Genomic DNA, 20,085 nt, shown 5'->3' with positions numbered 1-20,085 from the left:
ATTCTTCCTTCACGCTTGCAATGCTTACAATTCATTGTGGCTAATCAAAAGCTGGTAGCACAAGGAACACGACTAGTAACTAGTTAACCCCTGTAGAGCCATAGCCGCTAGCGCCTCGTGTTGTGTTGTCTAACTCCTCAACTTCTACAAAATCAACCAGCTCGACTTTTTGGATCACAAGTTGAGCAATACGCTGACCCCGCTCAATAGAGATGGCGGTCTGCGGATCAAGGTTAATCAAGCACACCTTGATTTCCCCTCGGTAATCCGCGTCGATTGTGCCCGGGGCGTTGACAATGCTGAGGCCTTCTTTCAGTGCGCGTCCTGAACGAGGGTGAATCAGCCCCACTGTGCCCAATGGCAAGGCTAATGCTATCCCTGTACCTACGAGAGCTCGTTGGCCTGGCTTAATCTCAAGAGTCTCAGTAGAGTACAAATCCACTCCAGCGTCTCCCCTGTGTGCGCGTTGAGGAAGGGGAAGATTCTTATCTAGTCGTTTAACCGACACAGGCCCTATTTGGTAGTCACTGTAGGAATCCACGATGCAGCTCCTTGCTCTGTTTTCATCTGACCTAAGTCTTTTTGTGCCGGTGCGACACAGATACCGCATAAGAATGCCACACTAGCGCACAAATCCTCACATTTAATAAGGCTATCTACTTGAAGAGGATTAAGGTCCACCACGCTAGGCGTCGTAAAGCTTGCAGGCTCTCAGTACTAAGCAGTTGCAGTCCGCCTGACTGCAGTAGACTAGCTGCGTGACTGATGGGGAACGTAATCAAGTAAAAGTCTTGTACAGCGAACGGCAATGGGTTCCGTGGTACTGGTGGCTTTTTGCCGCAGCCTTCATCGCCCTTATTGCGACGCAGGCCGGGATAAACAGATCTGCTCTCTGGTTCTACGGCACTGCGCTTCTTTTAGCAGCAATATCGACGTGGGTACTGATTTCTTGGTCTGGCACAAAAATCACTGTGGAAGAAGACTCGGAGGGAACCCGTTGGCTTGTTGTTGGCGAAGCTAACTTACCAGCGACTGTGGTTTCGCGATCTTTGGCTGTCCCATCTTCCGCCAAACGCAATGCGATGGGACGCCAATTTGATCCTGCGGCTTTTATGGTCTCGCATGGCTGGGTGCCCGAGATGGTGATGCTTGTGCTAGACGATGAAGACGATCCCACCCCCTACTGGTTGATCTCTTCTAAGAACCCAGAACAGCTACTCCGGAGTTTTGTACCTCATCAAATTACCAACGCGTGATATTAGCTGTTCCACCAAGGCTATGAGAGAAGGTCAGGGCATTTTATCGCTGCTCCTGACCTTCTCTTTGTGTATTAACACGCAAAGTCCACATCTGTTAGTTACCCGCTATCGGATTACCTGCGGTGCGCGCATGGCAAGACGAGTATGCCCAATTAGGCGCAATCCTTGCAGACCACGCTGCCGTCCTCTTCGATGTGATCAATACGATTATTGCGTTGAACCAAATAGCAAATGGAGCAAGTGAACTCGTCAGAACGACGAGGAATCACGGTAACGTTCAGTTCTTCGCCCGAAAGGTCTACCGTGGGAAGCTCAAAAGGTTCGACAATCTCACCGTCATCGTCAATATCATTCTTAGTTGACTCCGCGGCTTTTAGCCCCTCTAAGGAGTCAGTCTCAATCTCGTCTTCTTCTCGACGTCGGGGTGCGTCGTAGTCAGTCGCCATGTGTCTCGCTTCCTGAAGTAAATTGCAGAACAGTCATCGCGCCAGCGGCGTTGTTGTGCCTGCCCATGCCCGAACTACTGTGTGGCATCTATCGACGCGCATATTAAGGCACAAACCTGAGATTGTCACTTCGCTTCCACCGACCTCCCCAACGGGGGTAACTTCAAAGGATTGAATCCATCAATTCAGTTTTCTCAATTTTGCACGTTATATGAGGTAAGAACCTTTTCTAACTCCATCGAAATATTAGGAGACGACACCCACAAGATTTCCCCCGAAGCTCCCGGTGTAGAAAGCGCAGGGATTCGGGCAACAGCACCCGCCTCAGTTGCGATCAACGCCCCAGCAGCGTAGTCCCAAGAATTAAGCCCGTGCTCAAAATAAGCGTCGATTTTCCCCTCGGCCACGGAACACAGATCTAAAGCAGCGCTTCCCATCCTGCGGATATCACGTACTTGAGGTAGCACACGGACGAGCAACTCAGCTTGTTTCTTTCGCCGTTGCTCCTTATAAGAAAACCCAGTGGCTACAAGCGCCGTGGCTAAGTCATTAACATAGCGGATCCCGATAATCGACCAATCACCATCTTCACCGGTAGCAATTGCTCCCGCCCCTGCCGCAGCAGCATACATACGCCCAGTGGCTACGTTCACCACTGCACCGGCAACGGCCTGGCCGTCTATCGCAGCCGCCACCGATACCGCGTAGTGAGGAATTCCATAGAGAAAATTAACGGTACCGTCAATGGGGTCAACGATCCAGGTCACCCCACTAACAGATACCCGTCGCTACCTTCCTCACCGATAATGCCGTCACTCGGACGCCGACGAGTAATTTCTTCAGTGATAATTCGCTCTGCTTCCGTATCCACTATTGTCACTGGATCCACAGGTGAAGACTTAGTTTGCACAAAACTAGAAATATCCTCCAGCTGCGCAACCTGTCTTTTAATAGCTACCGCAGCACAATTAGCAATGGCGATAGCATCACCAGCAAGCTTGACCGCGTTATTAGGCTCTGTATCGTGTTCTGCGGTCAAAAGGGCTATCGCTTGTTCGACTAAAGCACACGCAGTCCCTTCTTGTAGGTCTTCTTGCGCCAAATCTGGATTTGTATTGCGAATACTATTATCTGACACGGTGCTCAACTGTCCTTAAATCGAGAAAGTGGCATCTTTAACCACAACTATTTACCCGGCCTTTTCACTTCTTCCCTTAAATTATGCAGTACGACGGCCAAACGGGGACACAAGTCTCCCATACATTTTAGCTTCGGTCCGCCATCGTGATATTTACGTTATTTATATCGCTAGAAACGTAAATGAGCTGCAATTGTGCTCGTAGCCGCGTGCCATTCAGTAAGCTCAAGTTCATGACACGAATTGGCTTTGGCATTGATGTTGGCGGATCTGGGATTAAAGGTGCCCGCGTTGATCTGGATACCGGTGATTTTGTCGGAGATCGGATCAAAATTTTAACCCCCAAGCCTGCCACCCCCGAAGCGGTCGCCCAAACGATTTCTCGCATTGTTGCAGAGGCCGAATGGGAAGGACCCGTCGGAATAACGCTGCCTTCCGTAATCCGGAATCAAGTAGCACTTTCTGCCGCCAACATTGACCAATCATGGATCAATGTTGATGTTCAAAAATTATTTACCAAGACCCTGGGCGGGCGTAACATCGCAGTGCTTAACGACGCCGATGCGGCGGGCATCGCCGAGGTAGCCTTCGGAGAAGATCAAGCTCGACGTGGTTCCGCCATTTTGCTCACTCTAGGCACTGGGATCGGTTCCGCTTTCTTTATCAACGGGGTCTTATTCCCCAACACCGAGTTAGGGCACATGATCGTAGAGGGAAAGGAAGCCGAGCATCTAGCTTCATCTGCAGCAAAAGATCGCGATGAGTTGAGCTATTCCAAATGGGCCAAGCGCGTTTCTAAAGTCCTCAGCGAATACGAACGACTTTTTTGGCCAGACGTTTTTATCGTAGGCGGTGGTATCTCACGCAAAGCTGATAAATGGGTACCCAAACTCACTATCGATACGCCCGTCATACCTGCAAAACTACGTAATACCGCAGGTATCGTAGGAGCAGCAATGGCGGCAGACCAAAATATCAGGCCTTAGCGCATCACAAAACTCACCGAATTCTAGAGGGGACGTTACTCCTAAAATCCGTTGCTTTTTACAAGTAACGCCCCCTCAAACCCCCGCAATCTCCTTAAATGTTTTATAATGGCGCTTTGTCCAAGTCGTAATTAGTAAAATGCCTGGGAACTTCCTCGTCCGACCTTCCAGTTCTCTCTGCGTCCTTCCGCCTGTTGCGCTTTATTCAAGTGCACATGTTAGGCAGGGGAACAATAATGAGGTTTTTGACGTTAAAGCTTCCATCGGGTCTAACACTCTTAGACTGATAAGACAACTTTGTTCTCCAAGTCTTAGTTGGCATAGATCTTTTTACGAGGAAACTCACTCATCCAATCGAAAGGGCGTACGTGGCAGCCACTGATAATTCAGAATCTTCCGCAACGGCACGCGCTAACGGCACTAGTCTCTCTGGCGTTTCTGCCAGTGAAGCAGCCGTCCCTGCCGTAAAGAAGACGGCAAAGAAAGTTGCGGCAAAGAAGACGGCCCGCAAGGTCGCTCGGAAAGCTGCTCCGCGCAAAGCTGAGCCGGTATCCACAACAGTGGGTCCCGTCGGCGGTATTGAAGCTGAATCCTCCACCGCGTCATCCATCGAACCGGATTCTGTCGAGTTGAAGGATTCTGCTCCCGTGAAAAAAGCGGCTAAGAAAACCGCTAAAAAGGTAGCCAAGAAAGCACCTCAACGTGCATCCAAGGTCAAAGAGCCAGTAGAGATTTCTCCTGAATTGGAAGTTACCGATGAAGATGATCTCGAAGCTGACGACGCCGACGATTACGATCCTCTCAGTGACGCAGAGGATGATCTTCATGATGAAGAAGACGACCTCGTATCGGTCCTCGACGATGACGATGAGGAAGACACCTCAGAGGAATCTGAGGAAGACGAGGAAGACGAGGGGTCTTCTGTCTGGGACGAGGATGAGTCCGCGGCATTACGCCAGGCACGTAAAGATGCCGAGCTTACAGCTTCTGCAGACTCGGTGCGCGCTTATCTGAAGCAGATCGGTAAAGTTGCTCTCCTTAATGCAGAGCAAGAAGTCTCCCTAGCTAAGCGTATTGAGGCGGGTCTTTATGCCACTTACCGCATGGAGCAGATGGAAGAGGCTTTTAACAACGGCGATAAGGAAGCAAAGCTAACGCCTGCAGTTAAACGCGATCTCCGCGCTATCGCTCGCGATGGGCGTAAGGCTAAGAATCATTTGTTAGAAGCCAACCTGCGCCTCGTGGTTTCTTTAGCTAAGCGTTATACCGGTCGCGGTATGGCTTTCTTGGACTTAATCCAAGAGGGCAACCTTGGACTTATCCGCGCAGTGGAAAAGTTCGATTACACCAAGGGATACAAGTTCTCCACGTATGCTACCTGGTGGATCCGACAAGCCATTACCCGCGCAATGGCAGATCAAGCCCGAACCATCCGTATTCCTGTCCATATGGTAGAGGTCATCAACAAGCTGGGTAGAATCCAGCGTGAGCTGCTCCAGGATTTGGGACGCGAGCCCACTCCGCAAGAGCTGGCCAAGGAAATGGATATCACCGAGGAAAAGGTTCTCGAGATCCAACAATATGCGCGCGAACCGATCTCTCTCGATCAGACTATCGGCGACGAAGGCGACAGTCAGCTTGGTGACTTTATCGAGGATTCCGAGGCAGTTATCGCTGTTGACGCAGTTTCCTTTACGTTACTGCAAGACCAGCTGCAGGATGTTCTCCACACCCTCTCAGAGCGCGAAGCCGGCGTGGTCAAACTCCGTTTTGGCCTCACCGATGGCATGCCCCGAACTCTCGATGAGATCGGCCAGGTTTATGGAGTTACCCGTGAGCGTATCCGCCAGATCGAGTCTAAGACTATGTCCAAGCTACGGCACCCTTCGCGTTCCCAGGTTCTCCGTGATTACCTTGATTAACTAGTCATAGCTACAAGGTAAATGTGTGGGCCCCTCCCAGTTGGGAGGGGCCCACACATTTACTTAGTTATTAAACTTTTTGCTCAGCTCGGACTCAATGCACTTCTGTTGCTCTTCTTGAGGAAGATTAACGCAGTTCCCCGCCGTGTCTACAACAAAAGCCCCTAGAATCAGAGTGCCCACCAGCGAAGCAAGGATAACCAGTACGCTGAGAACCAGTGAGACAATAGACATACCTTTATGCGTTTTCGCACCTAAAGGCATCTTACGAGCTTTCACCAACGCAATAATTGCTAGAACAAGAGCAATAAGTGCTGGAATAAAAGCAAAAACAAGGCCGACAATGCTGAGAACAGCAAGAATAGAAACAACAGCAAAACCCAGCGCCCAATAAGCGATAGTATTGTTCACCGGAACTACTGCACCATATTCTTGATTGTTACAGCTCATTCCGTTGAAGGAATCTTGGCCATAAGCCCCTTCTGTATTCCCAGTTCCAGGATATGCAGGCATTGAGTTCGGTTGCGATAACCCGCTACCAAAATCATTTTCATTGTTGCCATAAGGGTTCTTCGGAGTGGTCATAACGTCCTTCCGCGTAAATGGGCATACTTGTAAACTCTATTATGCCTATCGGAGCAATTATTTTCGCAATAATAGTGTTTCTTTTTCAATTAAAGTTAGAAGTTCGTAACATTCGGAGGAATAGCTACGTGGCTCACCTGATTTTTACCAGCGCCGCAAATAGTCGATACGCGTCTGAAGCTGTTCGGCCGAGCACATTGCGGTAGGAGGACCACCACATTTTTTCCTCACTTCAGTGTGAATAGCTCCATGGGGTCTGCCAGTACGTGAAGCCGTTACTGAAACCAGTGCATTTAGTTCTTTGCGAAGCCGAGGAATCTCAACGCTCGCAATGTCTCCTGCAGGTTCCGACTGCTGCTGCGTTACCTTAACGCTATTCTCGAGTTTTTCGCGTTGCTTCGCTTCAGCATCCCTCGCATCGAGTTGCTCAGTCTGACGCTTTCGGAGTAGCGCTCGCATCTGGTCGGCGTCTAGAAGCCCCGGGAGTCCCAGGTAATCAGCCTCTTCATCTGAGCCCGCAAAGGTGCCTGTCCCATAGGATGAACCATCATAGATCAGTGAATCCAGTTCCGCGTCCGCACCCAGCGACTCATAACTAGGAAGATCGTCCTTCTCGGTCTCCTCTTTATTAGCTTGAGCTAATAGCTCATCATCCCAGCCTTCGCTGGGCCTATCTGGCTTCCCTAAAACATGGTCACGCGAGTTTTCCAGCTTTGCCGCTAAATCAAGTAGTACGGGAACTGAAGGAAGAAAAACCGACGCGGTCTCGCCTTTCCTACGGGATCGCACAAAACGCCCAATTGCCTGCGCAAAGAATAATGGAGTAGATGCGGATGTTGCATACACGCCGACGGCAAGCCGAGGGACATCTACGCCCTCAGAAACCATGCGCACTGCTACCATCCATTCATCAGTAGAACCATTGAAGTCTTCAATGCGCTGCGACGCCCCCGCCTCATCAGATAACACCACAGTGACTGGTGTGGAGGACAAACTCTCCAAAATCTTGGCATAGGCACGCGCCGTCGTTTTATCCGTAGCGATCACAAGTCCACCAGCATCGGGGATATGTTTACGCAACTGCAATAACCGCGTATGCGCGGCCTGTAGCACCGCAGGTATCCAGTCCCCCCTAGGGTCTAGAGCTGTTTTCCATGCGCGCGCTGTTTGCTCTGGGCTCAAAGGCTCCCCCAGACGCGCAGCAAACTCCTCCCCGGCGTTTGTGCGCCAACGAGCCTCCCCAGAATAGGCCAGGAATACCACAGGACGCACCACACCATCCGCCAACGCATCCGAGTAACCATACGTGTGATCCGACTGAGATACGAGGTGGCCTTCACCATCCTCTTCATAGCGCACAAACGGAATCGTAGAATCATCTGACCGGAAGGGGGTTCCAGTCAAAGCTAATCGACGTTCCACGTCGCCATAAGCATCGCGGATTCCATCCCCCCAGCTTTTGGCATCGCCACCGTGGTGAATCTCATCCATGATAACCAGGGAGCGCTTTGCCGTAGACACGGCATGATGTTTAAACGGGTGCATAGCAACCTGTGCATAAGTCACCACAATGCCATCGTATTGGGGATTGACCGCATCGGAGTTTTTAAAGTAGGGGTCTAAGGACAACCCCACTCGTGCCGCCGACTGCGCCCACTGCACCTTCAAGTGCTCGGTAGGAACCACCACGATAATCCGGTCGACCGTACGGCTTTCTTTTAGTTCTGTGGCAACTCTCAGAGCAAAAGTAGTTTTACCGGCTCCAGGCGTGGCTACAGCAAGAAAATCCCGCGGGCCTTTCATCAAATATTTAGTAAGCGCCTTGCGCTGCCAGGCGCGTAGGTCGCTTTTCACTTTTTACGTAGACCTCTATAAATACGTTCACAATCTGGGCATACCGGTGACCCGGGCTTGGCTTGTTTGGTCACGGGGAAAGTCTCCCCACACAGAGCGACAACCATTTTTCCTGAAATTGCAGAATCGACGATCTGATCCTTTTTCACGTAATGGAAAAACTTCGGGGTGTCATCACCAGTAAGATTATCTTCTCTGATGTCTGGACGTTCGATAGTCTGCGTGCTCGTACTCACTCCACCTATATTGCACCACGATGTGTGGTCTCGGCTACGTGGGTCTACCCTAGGAGGTTATGCAGCAGCATCAAGGAGACCACAACGAACATAATCTTGCTGATACTGAGGTAGCCGAACTCAATCTAAGCCGAAAGGCCCGTGTCCTACGCCGCCTCACGGGCCATCGTGTGGAATTAATCACCGACGCTAAGAAAAGCCCATCAGAAGATCGGCATCATCGCGAAGTTGTCTACTCCTGGATCCAAGCGCTAAGGATTCCTTTTCTACTCGCCGCCATGGCTGCCTACATCTGGATGCACAACATGGTTTTATCAGTGATTCTTTTTATCATTTGTGTGCCCCTCCCCTGGATCGCCGTAGTTATTGCCAATGGTGTGGGAGAGAAAAGAGACCCTCGCGCGCCCACCGTATACAAACCTGCTGCGGCTCGAGAGCAAGAGCTCTATTTGAAAGCCGCCTACGACAATCAAAAACGGCTTTCCGCCCCCTCCTCAACTACAAATCAACCTGTGGTTATTAACGCAGATGAAGCAGACGATAATATCCCACAGAATCCAACCTAGTGGTTGAGCGCACAACATTGAGCTAGACAGAGGGCGGCAGACGTCGTCATGCTTCCCTCTTTAGCTTCCGTTGTTTAACCTGTTACGGTTTCTACAGTGTTTCACCCACGTTTTCCCATGCCGATTCATAGAAAGACCTACTCCATATATGCGTAGTGCGCTCACTGAGGTCTCGCCTCGTCTTGTCCAAATACTTGAAAAAGAAGGATTCACGCCTGCCACGCTGCAAGAATACTTAGGACCTGCGGCTTATTCTTCTATAGCCCGAGGCGAGCCCGCATCGATTCTCTACACGCTGCGCAATAGGGAGGCAGAACCGCTAGCCATTCTGATACGTGCTTTTCTAGTACATACTGAAGTAGCTAGGCAGCAACTTGATAGGGTTCTTACCCCGCAGATCGTAGAAACTCTTTTAACGCTCGGCATGGCGCAAGAGAAGAACTCCTTAGTCACCATTGGATTTGACATCCGTAGCACCCTCATCGATGGCCGGCTGATCTGGATTTTTTCCGACTTGGATGCATCTCTGGTTGCAAATCACATTCCAGGAAAAGACCATGTCCTGGGCATTGGCGCAGCCAGCTTGTCGTTGCTATCTGCAACGCCGCGCACACCCGTTCACACATTGCTCGACCTTGGCTCGGGTTCCGGCATCCAAGCCCTGGGACAAGCACCTCATGCACACACGATCATTGCTACTGATATTCATGATCGTGCTCTGGATTTCGCCGAAGCCAACAGTGCGGCGAATAAGGTACCACTCGAGATACGCTCTGGTTCCTGGTTTGACCCAGTGGCCGGCGAAAAATTTGATCGAATCGTAGCCAACCCACCTTTTGTTGTCGGACCTCCAGAAATAGGGCATGTTTATCGAGATTCTGGTCTCGATTTAGACGGCGCAACCGAATATGTTGTCAGAAAAGGAATCGACCATCTCAAAGAGCAAGGCTGCCTTCATGCCTTGGGATCTTGGGCGTATCGTGAAGAAGAATCTGTTCCTGCACGCGTCGCGTCGTGGATTCCAGAAACGGGCGTATCGGCGTGGTTCATTCAACGAGACACCGTAGATAGCATCGATTACATCAATACGTGGTTAAGAGACGAGTCGATAGACCCCCGCAGCAACGAAGGTGCACAACGTACGCAACACTGGCTACAGCATTTTGAACATGCCCAGGTCACCGCGATAGGTTTTCGTTTCGTCGCAGTGAAGCGTATCGACGATCACCTCCCTTCTGAGGTCGTCTTTGAACATGTTTCTCACCCCATCGATTCCTATGTCGGAGATGAGATTCAAGAGCATTTTGTAAGAATGGAATGGCTTCGAAATAAAGACGCGGAGGCCATTTTAGATGCGCAGTATTATTTGCGCCCTGGTGTAGCCAAAGAAGATATTTCTACTACTGATATACAAGCAGGCATGGGTTTTGCATCGACGGTGCTTCGTTTAACCCGAACCGATGGTTTACGCTTTAGCCACGAGGTGGATCAGCATATTGCTGCTATTATCGCCGGATTACATCCAGCGGGACTGTCTCTACGCGAAGTCGCAGAACTTTATGCTTTTAGCAATGGCCTTGAGGAGGATTCCCTCTATACGGAGCTCATCCAACCAATCGTCGCTCTCATCCAGCATGGGATCATCCTCCCCGCAGATATCACAACCGGTTGGTAATTAAATGCGCGCAGTTCTCATAAGAGTAAGTTCGGCATCCGTCTCCGTAGACGGCCACATCGTGGGCAGCATTGACGCTCCAAATACAGGAGGGATACTCGCACTAGTAGGTGTAGGAAGAAACGACGCCCCTGATGCATGGAAGACAATGGCCCGAAAAATTGCGGAGCTTCGCATCCTCGAAGGAGAAAAGAGTGTTTCCGACGCAAATGCTCCTGTTCTTCTAATTAGCCAGTTCACGCTCATGGGAGCTACTGCTAAAGGCCGGCGACCTTCATGGGTGGAAGCAGCTCCTGGAAAAGAAGCAGAACCCATCATTGAAAAAATTGCTGCAGCATTAAAGCAACGCGGAATACACGTGGAGGAAGGCCAATTTGGGGCAACGATGGAGGTTGCCTCTGTTAACCAAGGACCTTTCACTGTGATAGTGGATTGTTGATTTACCCAAAAAGGTTACCTAATTGCACGCTTTCGGGGCTGAAAGATAACCCCAAGTTAATTCATTGAAGGAAAACGGGAACTTTCTGAGAAGGTTTTCCGTTGAGTTCCATAGAAGCGCCGACTTGAGGAGGTCATGATGACAGAATCATCCAGCCAAGAACTAGCTCAGGAGTTGATTGACCGTGGAAGTCGCCGTGGGCAAACCAATGATAATCCCTCTGCAGACCTCGTCCGCGTTTATCTCAACGGAATCGGTAAAACCGCTTTGCTGTCCGCAGAAGATGAAGTGGAGCTAGCCCAAACCATTGAGGTAGGTCTTTATGCCGCACATCTTCTAGAGGACTCAGAAGAACCACTAACGCGCGCAATGAAGCGTGATCTTAAAGTCTTAGTTAAAGACGGACGCAAAGCCCGAGCTCATCTTTTAGAGGCGAATCTTCGCCTTGTCGTGTCTCTAGCTAAGCGTTATACAGGCCGTGGCATGCCGCTTCTTGATCTCATTCAGGAAGGCAATCTTGGGCTTATCCGAGCCATGGAAAAATTTGATTATTCCAAGGGATTCAAATTTTCCACCTACGCAACCTGGTGGATCAGACAGGCAATCACGCGAGGCATGGCAGATCAGTCTCGGACCATCCGGCTTCCTGTTCATCTTGTAGAACAGGTAAACAAGCTTTCACGAATCAAACGCGAAATGTACCAGCATCTTGGCAGAGAAGCTACAAATGAGGAACTCGCGGAAGAATCCGGAATTGACGAGTCTAAGATCGAGATTCTTCTACGCCAATCTCGCGACCCGGTTAGCTTAGACATGCCAGTCGGCGCCGATGAAGAAGCCCCTTTGGGCGATTTTATTGAAGACTCCGAAGCAACCGATGCCGAATCCGCAGTCGTCGCTTCCTTGCGACACTCTGACATCCGTTCAGTCCTGGATACACTTGAGCGACGTGAACAAGACGTGATCAGAATGCGTTATGGCTTAGACGATGGGGTACCCCGAACTCTTGATCAAATTGGCCGACAATTCGGTTTATCTCGCGAGCGTGTGCGTCAAATCGAGCGTGAAGTCATGACTAAGCTTCGCGATGGCGCCCGCGCAGACAAACTCCGCGCCTACGCGATCTAATTTCACCACCATAAAACTCCCTTGTATCAGGAAATCTTTCACATCAAGGGAGTTTTCACTTTCCTCTAATAAATTGAATTTTTCAATTTATTTACATCAACCAATCCTGATATACTATTATTAGTGCGCACGGCTGACACCCCTACGCATGCTATTTAGCCCAAACCTGCAAGTTCGACAGAATCCATATAGATTTATGTAGGAGAACTCGCCACGAACTTTGATTAGCCTGCCCCACGGTGGATAAAGGAAAGAGGTTGAAAATGAAAGATTTGGTCGATACCACAGAAATGTATCTGCGGACCATCTACGAGCTGGAAGAAGAGGGAGTAACTCCCCTTCGCGCACGCATCGCCGAACGCCTCGATCAGTCAGGCCCTACAGTCAGCCAAACAGTTGCCCGCATGGAACGTGACGGGCTCGTTGTAGTTGCGTCTGACCGTAGTCTTCAAATGACGCCCACTGGGCGCGCTTTAGCCACCGCCGTAATGCGTAAACATCGCCTCGCAGAGCGCCTCCTTACAGACATTATTGGCTTAGATATCCACAAGGTGCACGATGAAGCATGCCGCTGGGAGCACGTCATGAGCGACGAAGTAGAGCGGCGGCTTGTTGATGTCCTCGAGGACGTCACCCGCTCCCCCTTTGGCAACCCAATCCCAGGTCTCGATGAACTTGGCGTCTCCATAAAAAAGAAGGAAGGACCGGGCAAACGTGCCGTGGATGTAGCCCGTGCCACCCCCAGAGACGTAAAGATTGTTCAAATCAACGAGATATTGCAAGTAGATTCTGACCAGTTTCAGGCTCTGATCGACGCAGGCATTAGAATTGGAACGACCGTCACGCTCAGCGATGTAGACGGTCGCGTGATTATTACGCACGGTGAAAAAACAGTAGAACTTATCGACGACCTAGCTCACGCAGTACGAATCGAAGAAATCTAAAGGGTACCCACATGAAACTCCTTGTCACCGGCGGAGCAGGATACGTAGGAAGCGTCTGCGCCGCAGTGCTTCTCGAACAAGGCCACGAGGTTACGATCGTAGATAATTTTTCTACTGGCAATAAGGAAGCCGTACCTGCTGGCGCCACTCTTATAGAGGGAGATATCCGAGACAAAGCCGGTGAAGTACTCGCTTCTGATTCCTACGATGCCGTCCTTCATTTTGCAGCGCGATCCTTAGTTGGCGAATCTGTAGAAAAACCCTCCGAATACTGGCAGCACAATTTTGTTACCACCTTGGCACTTCTCGACGCGATGAGAGCCAACAAGGTAACAAACTTGGTCTTTTCTTCCACTGCGGCAACCTACGGCGAGCCTGCTTCCGTTCCTATCACCGAGGACTTCCCTACCCAGCCGACAAACCCCTACGGAGCCACTAAACTCGCAATTGACCACGCCATAACTTCTTACGCACAGGCTTATGGGCTTAGTGCTACAAGTCTGCGCTACTTCAATGTCGCAGGAGCATATGGAAGCATCGGCGAAAATCGCGAAGTTGAAACTCACCTCATCCCCTTAATTCTCCAAGTTGCTTTAGGCCACCGCGATAAAATTCTTATATTCGGCGACGATTGGCCCACCGAGGATGGCACTGCGGTTCGCGATTATATCCATATCCGCGACCTCGCCGATGCGCACGTCCTAGCTATGGAGTCCAATAAACCGGGCATCCATAGAATATTTAACCTTGGTTCTGGGGAAGGTTTTTCAGTCAAACAGGTTATAAAAGCATGTCGCGATGTAACGGGGCATCCCATACCTGCGGAGGTTGCTCCACGTAGAGCTGGTGATCCTGCTGTTTTGATTGCGTCTTCAGCCAAGGCTCAGTCGGAGCTGGGCTGGAATCCTACACGCACTGATCTCTCCACCATTGTTGAGGATGCGTGGTCCTTTACGTCTAAGTTAGGAGAGCGCGCCCATAGCGCGCCCAAATAACGGACCTTCAATATTTGCAGCAGCATAAATCTCTATGTTTTATGCTGCTGCATTCGTTTTCTCATCATGACAAAAATCCAGAGAACTCCACGTTTGCCGCACTCCCTCCTGTACAGCCGCATACACACGAGCCAGCTCCCCGGCTTGATAGCCAGTTAATAGTAAACGACTAAGTCGGTGATCGGGTTGTTCATCCAGAGCATTTGCCAAGGCAATAGGAATCCGGGGCGACAGAGGGCTGCTACAGCAGTTAATAGCGTAAACACACAAAGCATTGGCACGAATATTTCCGGGTGAGCTTTGTGCTACTTCTCGCGCCAGACGTCGTGTAGCTTCCGGATGTTCAAGAAACTCAGAGAGACATAAATCCCTGAGGAAGGAATTGGAAAATATCTCTCTAATTAAGCTCAACTGGGCTTCCTTAAGACAGTGCGTATTTGTTGTAGAAGCGCAAACGTCCATTAGAATCACGTGAAGTTGATTAACTAGATCGTGGCCTTGCTGCCCGTCGCCTTTTATCGCCTGGGCACGTTCTGCTGCACGCTGTTGCAAAGAAGCGACTTCTACATCCTCCAGTTGCTCCCCCGTCGCTTCAAAATAATAAAAAGCTTCCCCACGGCTGATCGCTGGTAGCTCACCACACTCTAATAAAGCCTGGCTGGTAAAAGACGCTGACACCTGCGAGATTTCTCCTTCCCGCCAGTCAGAATCCTTATCTGCCCATCTTTGTGCGTCATCCCCAAGGAACAACGCTCGATACTGCTGGGACGTAGTAATCTCCGTAGTAATCCAGCATCCATCGAGGCGAAGAACCCCGCAATCGGATAATTGTGAGAGATAGTCTCGCAAATCTTCTATCTGCTCTGCGCTTAATCGTGAAGTGACAACGAATCCCATCACGAATTCCGGGTTTACAGCGCTTAATGCCTGATCCACATCTGGCAAGTGTCTCGCATCGCTGATGTCCAAACGCAGTACAGGACCAAGAACTATGCGCTTCTCAGAATTTTTGACGCAGGTAACAAAGACTAAAGATTCATGTGGGTAGTAACCAAGTAAACCGGGAATATTGGCAAGTATTTCTCTCGGAGTAAAGACAATGTTCATGCCTCATTTTCTACCGAGGTTGTTCTTGATTGGATAGCGCGTCATGCCTAGAAAAGCCCCACCAGTGGATAACTGTTAGGTTTTCTTCCTTACCTGTGTACAACAACTTTTCTGTTATACAAAGGACGGCTTCCACAAAACCCCTGGTACACGTAAAATTACTCAGCTTGGAACAAAAATCTCACGCAACCTGTTATTTAAAGTACACAGAAAACATCTGTTCAACGCCACTATTTCACCTTGCAAAGAAAACTAGGACTGCTTACCCCGATTATCATAAAACAGACTAGAATGGAGGGCTTGGTGTAAATAGTAACCTCGTTTTACTCTTAGTTCTGCGCTATTAACGCTATTAAAATGTGGGAAGATGTTTAGGAGGAGTAACATGCAAGAGAAAAACGCTCGCATGTACGAATTAGAGTTTCCTGCGCCTGAAGTCTCGCTGAAAGATAGCGAAGGCCCGACTCTCATCGTTGCGCTCCAGGGTTATGCAGACGCTGGACACGCAATCGATGCGAGTGCGGAACATTTGCTTGCGGCTCTTGAGCACAGGCCAGTGGCGTCTTTTAATAATGACGAGCTCATCGACTACAGGTCTCGGAGACCCTCAGTAACCATCGAACACAATAATATTGTTAGCGCAGAAGAACTTGCACTGGGTATTGAAGTTCTCCGGGATAATTCCGGAACGCCTTTCCTACTTCTCTCAGGCCCCGAACCAGATCTTCGTTGGGATGCTTTTACTAAAGCCGTAGCTGACCTCGTAGAACGCTTTGGTGTATCGCGTACTATATGCCTGTACGCGGCACCTATGGCCGCTCCGCATACTAGGCCCATGGTGGTTTCCGCTCATGGAAATTCTACAGACCTAATTGATCACCATTTCAGCTTAGACACTCGGATTACAGTACCCGGTTCTGCATCACTTCAACTCGAGCGCCTGCTTAATAAGCAAGGAAGAAATGTAGCCGGATACACCGCGCATGTTCCGCATTATCTTTCCGCCTCGCCGTATCCTCAAGCAACTTTGAGTTTGCTTGAAGCGGTCTCATCTTCCACAGGATTGAAGTTTCCGCTTCGCACATTGGAAGAGGATTCCCGCAAGGTTGCCATGCAGGTTGAAGAACAGGTAGCAAATTCTGCAGAAATCGAAAACGTCGTTCGACTCTTGGAGCAACAGTATGATGAAGAGCTTGAGCGGTACCGTGAAGCACATCCCGAAGCTGTTATGCCTGGAGACGGCGTTGTCCCTAACGCTGAACTACTAGGGGAAGAGTTCGAGAAATTTCTTGCTGATATTGATAACCGCTCATTAAATGGCGGGAAAAGCGAGAAGGAAAAAGAAGAGCCTCCTCACGGAGATACCGCCGATCCATCGGATGAGGAAAAAGATCTCTAACGCTAAAACAGTAAAAGCGAGGAAGCATAGTAAACACCATCTTCCTCGCTTTACAGCGTGGTATAGCTGTTCCTCAGTTATGTTTTTCTGTCCTTAGCACATGTAGCATTCGGTTCAGCACACAGCAACAAACCCGGCTAGGGTTAATCAGTGTGAACCTTACTCAGATGCTCCCCGACTTAGAAGAAGTCCCATCGTCACTTTTAGACGACGCCATTTTTGATTCATTTCTAGGATGGACAAAAACAAAGGGAATTTCTCTCTATCCAGCTCAAGAAGAAGCCGCTCTGGGTATCCTCGCCGGGGATAATGTCATCTTGGCCACCCCTACTGGGTCCGGAAAATCCATGGTTGCTACCGCCGCTCATTTTATTGCGATGGCCCGAGGACAACGCTCTTTTTATACAGCCCCCATCAAAGCGCTTGTTAGCGAAAAATTCTTTGCGCTATGCGATATTTTCGGTCCCGAATCTGTAGGAATGATGACGGGCGATGCCACCGTCAATGGTGGCGCTCCCATCATTTGTGCCACAGCCGAAATCGTTGCCAACATTGCGCTCCGGGATGGTGCTCAAGCTGATATCGACCAAGTAATTATGGATGAGTTCCACTATTATTCCGAACCTGGTCGCGGTTGGGCTTGGCAGGTACCGCTCCTGGAACTCCCCCAAGCTCAGTTCCTACTGATGTCAGCCACGCTGGGTGATGCCTCTTTCTTGGAAAAAGATTTGAAACATCGCACTGGCCGCGACACCCAACTCGTTTCCGGTTCCTCAAGACCAGTGCCACTGGAGTTTTCTTACGTTTATACGCCAATACACGAGACTATTGAAGATCTCCTTTCAAAAGGCAAAGCCCCTATTTATGTTGTGCATTTCACTCAGCGAGAGGCCATTGAACGAGCCCAATCGCTAACGAGCATGACGATCATAGATAGCGAGGCTAAAGAAAAAATTGTGCAAGAGATCGGTGATTTTAAATTCACCACGACCTTTGGTCAGGTTCTTTCCAAGCTTCTGCGTCGTGGGATTGGGGTCCACCACGCTGGTATGCTCCCCAAATATCGCCGTCTAGTAGAAAAACTTTCTCAGACGGGCCTCCTACGGGTAATTTGCGGCACGGATACTTTAGGTGTGGGAATCAATGTGCCTATTCGTACCGTATTGTTTACGGGCCTGGCTAAATTTGATGGCTCTAAACAACGTATCCTGGCGTCTAGAGAATTCCATCAGATTGCAGGACGAGCAGGACGTGCAGGTTTTGACACTGTCGGTTCTGTAGTAATTGAAGCCCCTGAATTTGAGATTGAAAATTGGAGGCTAAGGCAACGCGCAGGAAGCGACCCCAAAAAACTAAAAAAGTTACGCAAAAAATCGGCACGTGACGGTGATGTTGTATGGGGGGAACGTACTTATGAGCGCCTCAGCACCGCTGATCCAGAGCAATTACAAAGCCAGTTTCGGGTATCTAATTCCATGCTGCTTAATATCATTAGCCGTCCTGGTAACGGGTACAATCATCTTAAAAACTTAATTCGAAATAACCATGACTCGAGGGAAAAGCAAAACAAAGACATCCTGACTTGCCTTGAATTATTCAGAGGACTGATCAATGCGGGGATCGTCGAAAAGCTAGAAACGCCCGATGAAACGGGCCGCCACTATGCAATTACTCAAGAATTGCAGCGGGACTTTGCGCTTAACCAGCCTTTGGCGCCTTTTGCGCTGGCTTCCCTTGAGCTGCTTGATCAAGAATCAGATACTTTTGCCCTTGACGTAATCAGTACCTTCGAGGCGATTTTGGATGATCCCCGACAAGTTTTAATCGCGCAGCAAAAAGAAGCCCGCTCAGCCGAAATAGCGGCGCTCAAAGCAGAAGGTGTTGATTACTCCGAACGCATGAAATTGATCGAGGACATCACATGGCCCAAGCCGTTAGAAGACGAGCTAGAGAGTGCTTTTGAGATATATGCACATGGGCATCCCTGGGCTAAAGAATTTGAGTTAAGCCCCAAATCAGTAGTCCGGAATATGATCGAACACGGCATGACTTTCAGTGATCTGATAGCCACATACGGTCTTGCGCGTTCCGAAGGCGTGGTTCTGAGATATCTCACCGACGCCTGGAGAACGCTACAGCACAGTGTTCCCGCAGAATATCGCACTGAGGAGCTTGATGACGTCATCATTTGGCTCGGAGAAGTCGTCTGCCAAGTCGACTCTTCGCTTGTCGACGAATGGGCGCAGATGGCAGACCCGGATGCGCCGATCTCCCAAGAAACCCTTGCGCGCGAGCTAGCTTTCGGAGTGGAAGACCCAACAGCTCTTACAGCCAATAGATGCGCTTTCAAGATTATGGTCCGCAACACGATGTTCCGATTAGTCCAACTTTTTGCAGACGAAAAAGAAGACGAGCTTAAGGACATGCTCGCATATCTCAACCACGTCCCCGATTTTGGCGCCGCTTTAGATGACTACTTTGAGGAGTACTCAGACCTTGATACGGGACCGGAGGCCCGCGGTCGAGAGTATTTCTTTATTCAAGAATCTGGCCGATCCTGGCAGACACGTCAGATAATTAAAGACCCGGCAGATGACAATGCTTTTGCGTTTGTTGGGACTATTGACCTCGATGCTTCCGATGAAGCAGGAGAGGTACGATTCTCACAATTAACACTCGACTATGCACGCTAGATTCTCGTGTTGCTCTACAAATGCGTAGTGCCTAGGACTTAATCGTCTCTAGGCACTACGCACATCTAATACTTTATTTAATACGTGAGGGCTGTATTTAGCGAACAGCCTCGATCTGTACGGCTTGGGCGATAGCTTGCATCACGCCGGCGATCTTGATGCTTTCCCAGACCTGTTCCTTTGTCAGGCCCTCTTCTTGCACCGTTTTTACGTGTGCCACTGCGCAGTGCTCGCAACCGTTAATTGCGGAGACAGCGACAGACCATAATTCAAAATCAGCTTTATCTACGCCGGTCTTGTTGATGATGTTCATCCGCAAACCAAACTTCACCTGAGCAAAGTCGTCGCCAAGCCAGCTCTTTGCCCGGTACGCCACGTTATTCATTGCCATAACAGTCGCAGCAGCAAAAGCGGCTTCAATTGCTTCTGCGGAAAGATGATCCTTGGCCTCATCAAGGATTTCCGAAATAACTGTATCGTTGCGGGTTGCTGCCGCAGCAGCCACTAAAGTTCCCCAAAGCTGCTGCTCACTCAGCTCAGTGGACCTAACAAGGGTTCCAATATTTAATTTTTGGTCCTTTGCGTACTCGGGAAGAGCATTCTTAAGGTTCTCGATGGACATGCATTTTCCTTTCACTAAATGTTGCTCTTATCTAAAAATGGCCCGGTCTCCATCTCTCTATACAAAATTCCTATACAAAGAATGAACCGGG

General features: G+C 49.7%; 18 protein-coding genes and 1 pseudogene. 11 read left to right on the top strand and 8 right to left on the bottom strand.

The annotated features are described in order from the left end of the window. Positions 1-79: 79 nt before the first annotated feature. Complete coding sequence (gene dut, locus CpATCC19410_RS07145; RefSeq protein ID WP_013242059.1) at positions 80-541, bottom strand: dUTP diphosphatase; 462 nt, start codon at positions 539-541, stop codon at positions 80-82. A gap of 217 nt (positions 542-758) precedes the next feature. Between dut and CpATCC19410_RS07140 the strand changes: the two genes are divergently transcribed. Continuing rightward, a complete protein-coding gene (locus tag CpATCC19410_RS07140; protein WP_013242061.1) occupies positions 759-1,256 on the top strand; it encodes a DUF3093 domain-containing protein in 498 nt (165 codons plus the stop codon). Positions 1,257-1,411: 155 nt separating this feature from the next. Here CpATCC19410_RS07140 and CpATCC19410_RS07135 read toward each other — a convergent pair whose 3' ends face one another. Together CpATCC19410_RS07135 and CpATCC19410_RS07130 are read right to left on the bottom strand one after the other, a co-directional pair. Next, entirely contained in the window at positions 1,412-1,705 is a 294-nt protein-coding gene (locus CpATCC19410_RS07135; RefSeq protein WP_013242062.1) for a DUF4193 domain-containing protein, read from the bottom strand. A gap of 194 nt (positions 1,706-1,899) precedes the next feature. Next, positions 1,900-2,843, bottom strand: a pseudogene (locus tag CpATCC19410_RS07130) (inositol monophosphatase family protein). Between the two features lie 233 nt (positions 2,844-3,076). Between CpATCC19410_RS07130 and ppgK the strand changes: the two are divergent. Both ppgK and CpATCC19410_RS07120 read left to right on the top strand, forming a co-directional pair. After that, positions 3,077-3,829, top strand: coding sequence for a polyphosphate--glucose phosphotransferase (ppgK, locus tag CpATCC19410_RS07125; protein WP_014300737.1), 753 nt, complete (start codon positions 3,077-3,079; stop codon positions 3,827-3,829). A 368-nt stretch (positions 3,830-4,197) separates the two neighbouring features. Continuing rightward, entirely contained in the window at positions 4,198-5,751 is a 1,554-nt protein-coding gene (locus CpATCC19410_RS07120; protein ID WP_013242066.1) for an RNA polymerase sigma factor, read from the top strand. Between the two features lie 63 nt (positions 5,752-5,814). On the opposite strand, the gene CpATCC19410_RS07115 is transcribed toward CpATCC19410_RS07120, so the two are convergent. The 3 genes from CpATCC19410_RS07115 to CpATCC19410_RS07105 all read right to left on the bottom strand — a co-directional run bounded on the left by CpATCC19410_RS07115 (position 5,815) and on the right by CpATCC19410_RS07105 (position 8,426). Further along, positions 5,815-6,336, bottom strand: coding sequence for a DUF4190 domain-containing protein (locus tag CpATCC19410_RS07115; RefSeq protein WP_013242067.1), 522 nt, complete (start codon positions 6,334-6,336; stop codon positions 5,815-5,817). Between the two features lie 144 nt (positions 6,337-6,480). After that, positions 6,481-8,190 (bottom strand): DEAD/DEAH box helicase, encoded by a 1,710-nt coding sequence (locus CpATCC19410_RS07110; RefSeq protein WP_013242068.1) that lies wholly within the window; start codon positions 8,188-8,190, stop codon positions 6,481-6,483. Continuing rightward, positions 8,187-8,426 (bottom strand): DUF3039 domain-containing protein, encoded by a 240-nt coding sequence (locus CpATCC19410_RS07105; RefSeq protein ID WP_013242069.1) that lies wholly within the window; start codon positions 8,424-8,426, stop codon positions 8,187-8,189. The genes CpATCC19410_RS07110 and CpATCC19410_RS07105 overlap by 4 nt, the downstream gene beginning before the upstream one ends. Before the next feature lie 59 nt (positions 8,427-8,485). Between CpATCC19410_RS07105 and CpATCC19410_RS07100 the strand changes: the two genes are divergently transcribed. The 6 genes from CpATCC19410_RS07100 to galE all read left to right on the top strand — a co-directional run bounded on the left by CpATCC19410_RS07100 (position 8,486) and on the right by galE (position 14,173). Beyond that, positions 8,486-8,992, top strand: coding sequence for a DUF3099 domain-containing protein (locus tag CpATCC19410_RS07100; RefSeq protein WP_014401225.1), 507 nt, complete (start codon positions 8,486-8,488; stop codon positions 8,990-8,992). Positions 8,993-9,140: 148 nt separating this feature from the next. Beyond that, positions 9,141-10,667 carry a DUF7782 domain-containing protein gene (locus CpATCC19410_RS07095; RefSeq protein WP_014401226.1) on the top strand — a complete coding sequence of 509 codons (1,527 nt, stop codon included), beginning with the start codon at positions 9,141-9,143 and terminating at the stop codon, positions 10,665-10,667. 4 nt (positions 10,668-10,671) lie between these two features. Next, positions 10,672-11,106: a D-aminoacyl-tRNA deacylase gene (gene dtd, locus CpATCC19410_RS07090; RefSeq protein ID WP_013242072.1), complete on the top strand. Its 435-nt coding sequence runs from the start codon at positions 10,672-10,674 to the stop codon at positions 11,104-11,106. Between the two features lie 138 nt (positions 11,107-11,244). Next, positions 11,245-12,234, top strand: coding sequence for a sigma-70 family RNA polymerase sigma factor (locus CpATCC19410_RS07085; protein WP_013242073.1), 990 nt, complete (start codon positions 11,245-11,247; stop codon positions 12,232-12,234). Between the two features lie 263 nt (positions 12,235-12,497). Continuing rightward, on the top strand, positions 12,498-13,178 hold the full coding sequence (locus tag CpATCC19410_RS07080; protein WP_013242074.1) for a metal-dependent transcriptional regulator: 681 nt from the start codon (positions 12,498-12,500) through the stop codon (positions 13,176-13,178). An 11-nt stretch (positions 13,179-13,189) separates the two neighbouring features. Continuing rightward, positions 13,190-14,173, top strand: coding sequence for a UDP-glucose 4-epimerase GalE (gene galE, locus CpATCC19410_RS07075; RefSeq protein WP_013242075.1), 984 nt, complete (start codon positions 13,190-13,192; stop codon positions 14,171-14,173). Positions 14,174-14,212: 39 nt separating this feature from the next. Here the strand turns inward: galE and CpATCC19410_RS07070 are convergent, their stop codons facing one another. Further along, positions 14,213-15,280 carry a DUF4192 domain-containing protein gene (locus tag CpATCC19410_RS07070; RefSeq protein WP_013242076.1) on the bottom strand — a complete coding sequence of 356 codons (1,068 nt, stop codon included), beginning with the start codon at positions 15,278-15,280 and terminating at the stop codon, positions 14,213-14,215. A gap of 385 nt (positions 15,281-15,665) precedes the next feature. Between CpATCC19410_RS07070 and CpATCC19410_RS07065 the strand changes: the two genes are divergently transcribed. Both CpATCC19410_RS07065 and CpATCC19410_RS07060 read left to right on the top strand, forming a co-directional pair. Continuing rightward, positions 15,666-16,679, top strand: a complete 1,014-nt coding sequence (locus tag CpATCC19410_RS07065; RefSeq protein ID WP_013242077.1) for a PAC2 family protein — start codon at positions 15,666-15,668, stop codon at positions 16,677-16,679. A gap of 152 nt (positions 16,680-16,831) precedes the next feature. Beyond that, complete coding sequence (locus tag CpATCC19410_RS07060; protein ID WP_014401228.1) at positions 16,832-19,372, top strand: DEAD/DEAH box helicase; 2,541 nt, start codon at positions 16,832-16,834, stop codon at positions 19,370-19,372. A gap of 97 nt (positions 19,373-19,469) precedes the next feature. Here the strand turns inward: CpATCC19410_RS07060 and ahpD are convergent, their stop codons facing one another. Then, a complete protein-coding gene (ahpD, locus tag CpATCC19410_RS07055) occupies positions 19,470-19,994 on the bottom strand; it encodes an alkylhydroperoxidase, AhpD family (RefSeq protein WP_013242080.1) in 525 nt (174 codons plus the stop codon). Positions 19,995-20,085: the final 91 nt, after the last annotated feature.

The sequence above is a fragment of the Corynebacterium pseudotuberculosis genome (assembly GCF_002155265.1).
GTDB lineage: Bacteria > Actinomycetota > Actinomycetes > Mycobacteriales > Mycobacteriaceae > Corynebacterium > Corynebacterium pseudotuberculosis.
The sequence above is the reverse complement of the archived record's forward strand: the minus strand, read 5'-3'. Positions and strand labels throughout refer to the sequence as shown.